Origin of the sequence: Streptomyces sp. NPDC059455 (assembly GCF_042750115.1) — a bacterium.
GTDB lineage: Bacteria > Actinomycetota > Actinomycetes > Streptomycetales > Streptomycetaceae > Streptomyces > Streptomyces endocoffeicus.
This window is the reverse complement of the sequence record NZ_JBHYVB010000018.1, coordinates 48,606-54,561: the sequence shown is the minus strand read 5'-3', so window position 1 is coordinate 54,561 and position 5,956 is coordinate 48,606. Positions and strand designations below refer to the sequence as shown.

At 69.7% G+C, this 5,956-nt stretch carries 6 protein-coding genes; 4 read left to right on the top strand and 2 right to left on the bottom strand.

Going from position 1 to position 5,956, the window contains the following annotated elements; genetic code table 11:
• Positions 1 to 113: 113 nt before the first annotated feature.
• Positions 114 to 869, bottom strand: coding sequence for an SIS domain-containing protein (locus tag ACFXB5_RS09115; RefSeq protein WP_385204418.1), 756 nt, complete (start codon positions 867 to 869; stop codon positions 114 to 116).
• Between the two features lie 152 nt (positions 870 to 1,021).
• Between ACFXB5_RS09115 and ACFXB5_RS09110 the strand changes: the two genes are divergently transcribed.
• A complete protein-coding gene (locus tag ACFXB5_RS09110; protein WP_020870546.1) occupies positions 1,022 to 1,714 on the top strand; it encodes a metal-dependent transcriptional regulator in 693 nt (230 codons plus the stop codon).
• A 698-nt stretch (positions 1,715 to 2,412) separates the two neighbouring features.
• Entirely contained in the window at positions 2,413 to 3,282 is an 870-nt protein-coding gene (locus tag ACFXB5_RS09105; RefSeq protein ID WP_385204359.1) for an alpha/beta fold hydrolase, read from the top strand.
• Positions 3,283 to 3,359: 77 nt separating this feature from the next.
• Here the strand turns inward: ACFXB5_RS09105 and ACFXB5_RS09100 are convergent, their stop codons facing one another.
• On the bottom strand, positions 3,360 to 3,818 hold the full coding sequence (locus ACFXB5_RS09100) for a hypothetical protein (RefSeq protein ID WP_385204357.1): 459 nt from the start codon (positions 3,816 to 3,818) through the stop codon (positions 3,360 to 3,362).
• A 318-nt stretch (positions 3,819 to 4,136) separates the two neighbouring features.
• Between ACFXB5_RS09100 and ACFXB5_RS09095 the strand changes: the two genes are divergently transcribed.
• Positions 4,137 to 5,324 carry a lactate 2-monooxygenase gene (locus tag ACFXB5_RS09095; protein WP_385204354.1) on the top strand — a complete coding sequence of 396 codons (1,188 nt, stop codon included), beginning with the start codon at positions 4,137 to 4,139 and terminating at the stop codon, positions 5,322 to 5,324.
• A 154-nt stretch (positions 5,325 to 5,478) separates the two neighbouring features.
• Positions 5,479 to 5,823 carry an SH3 domain-containing protein gene (locus ACFXB5_RS09090; RefSeq protein ID WP_051573570.1) on the top strand — a complete coding sequence of 115 codons (345 nt, stop codon included), beginning with the start codon at positions 5,479 to 5,481 and terminating at the stop codon, positions 5,821 to 5,823.
• The last annotated feature ends 133 nt before the right edge of the window (positions 5,824 to 5,956 follow it).

Here is a 5,956-nt window from a genome sequence, read left to right as displayed (position 1 = left end):
TTTTTTTATTTCCTCACTGCCGGGACCGGGGCGGGGGCGCGGCCCCCCGGGGGGCGGGGCCCGGCGGATCACCGGCGGCGGACCGTCATCGGCGGATCACCGGCGGCGGACCGTCATCGGCGATAAAAAATCCGGTCTCCGTACTCGGCCATCACCTTACGGTTCCACTCGTGCCCGCCGTCCACGTTCCCCGACCTCAGCATGGGCGGCTCGATCCCGCGCTCGGCCAGTTCCCCGATCCCGGCCGCCACCATGGACTGCATGATCGCGCTCGTCACGACGGTGGACGCGGGGGCGAAGGGCGCGCCGACGCCGTCCGCCGTGAGCTCCGCGTCCCCGACCGCGATCTTGTTGTCGACGACCAGGTCGCAGTGGTCCTTGAGGAAGCCACCGGAAGGGTTGCGCGAGGTCGTACCGGTCGCGTAACCGACCGAGGTCAACCCGATCACCTTGATGCCGCGCTCCCGCGCGCTGATGGCCATCTCCACCGGCAGGGCGTTGCGCCCGGACAGCGAGATCACGATCAGCAGGTCCCCGGCCTGGAGCGGGCTGCTGTCGAGGACGGTCGTGGCGAGCCCGTCGACGCGTTCGAGCGCGCTGCCCAGGGTGGCGGGGACGACGTCCACACCCACCGCACCCGGCACCGGCAGCAGGTTCATCAGCGCGAGCCCGCCCGCGCGGTAGACGACGTCCTGTGCGGGCAGGGAGGAGTGCCCGGCGCCGAACGTGAAGAGGCGGCCGCCCGCGGCGACGGTATCGGCGATCAGGGTGCCCGCCGCGGCGATATGCTCACCCTCCTCGTCCCGCACCTGCCGCAGCAGGCCGATGGCCGCGTCGAAGAATCGACCGGCCGGTTTGGACTCGCTCATCAACGCGTCGCCTTCCCTGTGGGGGGTTTCGATCATGACGCTGTGAATAGCAGCCCGGTCCCTTGCGGCGGAAGGGGCCGACTCGGCCCCGTTGTCGGTGGGATGCGTCAGAATTGGTTGAGGGCCACCGCACGACACTTCGAGGGGCACGCATGTCCGGACTGATCGACACCACGGAGATGTATCTCCGCACCATCCTCGAGCTCGAGGAGGAGGGCGTGGTCCCCATGCGCGCCCGGATCGCGGAGCGGCTCGAACAGAGCGGTCCGACGGTCAGCCAGACAGTGGCGCGGATGGAGCGCGATGGGCTGGTCACGGTCGCGGGCGACCGCCATCTGGAGCTGACCGAGGAGGGCCGCCGGCTGGCCACGCGCGTGATGCGCAAGCACCGGCTCGCGGAGTGCCTGCTCGTCGATGTGATCGGGCTGGAGTGGGAGCAGGTCCACGCCGAGGCGTGCCGCTGGGAGCATGTGATGAGCGAGGCGGTGGAGCGGCGGGTGCTGGAGCTGCTCCGCCATCCGACCGAGTCGCCGTACGGAAACCCGATTCCGGGCCTGGAGGAGCTGGGCGAGAAGGCCGAGGCCGATCCGTTCCTGGACGAGTCCATGGTGAGCCTGCGTGAGCTGGAGCCGGGCTCGGAGGGCAAGACGGTGGTGGTGCGCCGCATCGGCGAGCCCATCCAGGCCGACGCCCAGGTGATGTACACGCTGCGGCGGGCCGGGGTGCAGCCGGGCTCCGTGGTGAGCGTCACCGAGTCGCCGGGCGGGGTGCTGGTCGGCAGCAGCGGTGAGGCGGCGGAGCTGGAGGCGGAGATCGCCTCGCATGTCTTCGTGGCCAAGCGCTGACGCTCCCTGGCCTCGCTTCCCCTACACCGAGCTGGCCTCGCTTCCCCTACACCGAGCTGGCCTCGCTTCTCAATATCGCGCTGACCTCGTCTCCTGACACCGAGCTGGCCGCGCTTCCCAACACCGTGCCGGCCTCGCCTCCCAATACCGCGCGAACACACCCCCGCACACCCTCCCGCGCCTCGACACGCTGACCGATACACCCGGTTCAAGTCATTCGGCCGTCACGACCTGCGACGACGGATTTTCCCGATACCGGAGTCGACAGAAACCGAGCGGGCCGGGCCGCCGCGTGCGACGCTGTCGCTGACGCTCGGATCGTCAGGGGAGGGGGTCCGGTGGGCCCAATGGGCTGTGCCGCCGTGGGGGTGTTCTCGAGCGAGGGCCCCGGTGCCGACAGGTGCCGGGGCCCCGCTTCCCCATGTCCCCCCGCTGGGCCCCGGTGCGCACGGACCGCGCGAACGCGGCCGGTGCGACCCGGGGCCCTGGTGACCCGGAGCCCCGAGCTCCCAGGGTCGTCCCCCGCGGACTCCCTTCCCCGAGCAGTCCGCCTCCCGCTAGCTGTCTCCCCAGGGCGCAGACGATCAATCCCCGAGCACGGTCACTCGAACGAGGGGTGTTGGACGGCAATGCCCCCGTGTTCGAATATGAGTTCGATACTGTGAGGGTGTTCGAGAGGATTGGAGGTGCCAGACCACATGGTGCGACGTATCGAAGTGAGCGGGGCCGGCGGCGTGCGGCTCGCCGCCTGGGAGTTCACCGATCCGCCCAAGGCAGGCGCTGGCCGCGAGGGGGCGCGGGGTCCCGGAGTGCTGTTGCTCCATGGGTTGCTGGGCCGGGCCGCCCACTGGGCGGAGACGGCCCGCTGGCTCTCCACCCGCTATCGGGCGGTCGCCCTCGACCAGCGCGGCCATGGCCGCAGCCAGAAGCCAGCCGAGGGGCCGTTCGACCGCTCCAGCTATGTGGACGACGCCGAGGCGGCCGTGGAGCAGCTCGGCCTCGCCCCCGTGACCCTGATCGGCCATGCCATGGGCGCCCTCACCGCCTGGCAGCTCGCCGCCCGCCGCCCCGATATGGTCCGGGCGCTGGTCATCTGCGATATGCGGGCCTCGGCCCTCGGCGCCGCCTCGCAGCGCGAGTGGGCCGAGTGGTTCCGCTCCTGGCCGGTGCCGTTCGCGACGCTCGCCGATGTGCGCAAGTGGTTCGGTGAGGACGATCCGACGCTGGAGCGCCCGAATCCGCCCCGGGGTGACTTCTTCGCAGAGGTCATGGCCGAGCGCTCGGACGGCTGGCGCCCGGCGTTCTCCTGCCGCCAGATGCTGAAGGTCCGTGACACCTGGGTCAATGACGCCCATTGGGAGGAGCTCGCGCTGGTCGAGTGCCCCACCCTGGTCGTGCGCGGGCTGGACGGTGAGCTGGGCCGCGCGGAGGCGCAGGAGATGGTCCGTGTGCTGCCCCGCGGGCAGTATGCGGAGGTGGTGGACGCGGGCCATCTCGTCCATTACGACCAGCCGGACGGCTGGCGCCGCGCCGTGGAACCCTTCCTGGCCTCGGTCCTGCCTGTCTAACGGCACCGCGTGGCCCAACCCCGATGATGCGGCGCCCGGTTCGGAAACGTCCCGTTCAGAACGTCCAAACGTCCCGTTCAGAACGTCCAGACGAAGGGCTCGCCGCCAATCTCCGTCCACATGATCTCGACCGACCTCGCCCGCGCGGGAATCAGGAAGGTGTTGCAGAGCAGATAGCTCTGCCCGCTCCTCCAGTTCTTGATCTCATCCGAGTCCGCGCATCCCTTGGGCCGTCCGGCGGTGCCGGTGACCTTCGCTCCGCGCCGCCCGTTCGCGTACACCTCCGCGTAGTCCCCGACCCGCGGATACTCCTTCACGGTGGCCCCGCGCACATGGGTGTACTTCACATAGGCCACTGCGGGCACCTTGCCCTCGGCGTCCGCCGGGTTCGACACCAGCGCCTTAGCCTCGGCCGCCGTGCCGATGTCGACCTTCTGTGCCGCGATCCGGTAGGTGGGCTCGACCCCGGTGTCCTCCTTGAACGCACGCGTACCGGTCTGGCCCGGCTGGAGCGGCGGCTCACCTTCCGATCGCATACCGACCTTCTGCGTACCGCTCTGGTGACCATCGGTGACACCCGAGGGGGAAGTGTGCCGTGCGTTCTCGGATGTATCGCCCTTTTCGCCGAATGGTCCGCACGCGGTCAGGGCGAGAGCCAGTACGGCAACGGGCGCGCCGGTACGCAGCCACGTTGTCTTGGTCAACGGCAAGTGGAACTCCAATGCGGGAACGTGGCCTCATCGCGTTCGGGTGTGATCCCTTGCACGCGATCGACGGTTCGTCGATCCTACGAGTCCTCTACTCCCTTACAGCAATGGGAAATTGACCAGTAATGGACAGGTGAAGGGAAGCACATGATCGGTGGCGACATCACGGAACCGGAACCCGGCAAGGACTGGGCGGCATTTCAGTACGAGATCTATCTGAACGGGATGACCGGCGCCGTTCCCCGGCTTCCCGCCGATCTCACCCGGCTCGAGGAGCTGGCCGAGGCGCGGCTGGGGCCGGGGCCGGTGGGCTATGTGGCGGGCAGCGCGGGCAGCGGCAGCACCGAGCGGGCCAACCGGGCGGCGTTGGACCGGCATCGGATCGTGCCCCGGATGCTCCGTGACGTACGGCGGCGGAATCTGTCGGTCGAGCTGTTCGGCACCCGGCTGCCCGCGCCGCTCGCGCTCGCGCCGATCGGCGTGCTGTCGATCATGCACCCGGACGCCGAGTGCGCGGCGGCGCGGGCCGCCGCGGCGCAGGGCGTGCCGTTCATCCTCTCGTCCGCGTCCAGTACGCCTATGGAGCGGGTGGCGGAGGCGATGGGGGACGGCGAGCGGTGGTTCCAGCTCTACTGGGGCAAGGACCGCGAGGTCACCAGGAGCTTTCTGAGCCGGGCCAAGTCCTGTGGATTCACGGCCCTGGTGGTCACCCTCGACACCCCGCTGCTGGCCTGGCGGCCGCGCGATCTCGACCAGGCGTATCTGCCGTTCCTGCACGGTGTCGGCACCGCCAACTACTTCACCGATCCGGCGTTCCAGGCCGGACTCGCCAAGCCGGTCCACGAGGACCGGGACGCCGCGGTGCTGCACTTTGTGCAGCTGTTCGGCGACCCCGGGAAGACCTGGGAGGACCTGGCGTTCCTGCGCGAGCACTGGGACGGCCCGATCGTGCTGAAGGGCGTGCTGCACCCCGACGACGCCCGGCGCGCGGCGGACGCGGGGATGGACGGCGTCGTCGTGTCCAACCACGGCGGCCGCCAGGTGGGCGGCTCGATCGGGGCGGCCGACGCGCTGCCGGGGGTGGCGGAGGCGGTCGGCGACCGGCTGGCGGTGCTGTTCGACAGCGGAGTGCGCACCGGTGACGATGTGTTCAAGGCGCTCGCCCTCGGCGCCCGCGCGGTGCTGCTGGGACGGCCGTACGCCTATGGGCTCGGGCTGGACGGGCAGCCGGGGGTGGAGCATGTGATTCGCGCGCTGCTGGCCGAGTTCGAGCTGACGCTGGCGCTGTCGGGCCATACCGATGGAGCGGGGCTCACCCCGGAGGCGCTCGGCTGACAATTCCCTTCGGCTTTCAACTTGCCAGCCACACCGGTCCATCGGCGACTCGCCGAGGGGGCGTCGGGGTTTTACCGGGTCCTCAGCTTCCGGATTGACGGGTGCTACGCTCCTTGGCGCGCAATGAATTAACTGATCATGGGGGGGTGGTCGCGTGAAGATCAAACGTAAAGCCTCGATGGTCGTGCTCTCGACGGCGCTGATGCTGGGCGGTTCCATCGCCCTGGCGCCAACGGCGTCGGCGGTGGGGTCATCGGCGTGTCAGTTCAATTCCCCGGATGTCAATTTCAAGGTCTCGACCAGTGGCGCGAGATTCCGCACCGGGCCGGGAAAGCGGTACCGCGCTATAGGGACGCTTTACCGAGGGGATTCCTTCCGGTACTTCTGCCGCACCCGGGGCTTTGAGAACAGCTGGTCCTACGGAAAGATTCTCAAGCGGACGACGACCGGAATTCATGCCGGGACCAGAGGCTGGGTCTACAGCAAGTACCTCGACTAGCCGGAACGTTACGGCAGTTGGGTGCGCGGAGGCCGGGGAAGCGGTAGTCGGGCCCGCGGCAGTCGGGCGCGGCGGCTTCGTACGACGGCACGCGGCGGGGGGGGGGGGGGGGCCCCCCCCCCCCCCCCCCCGC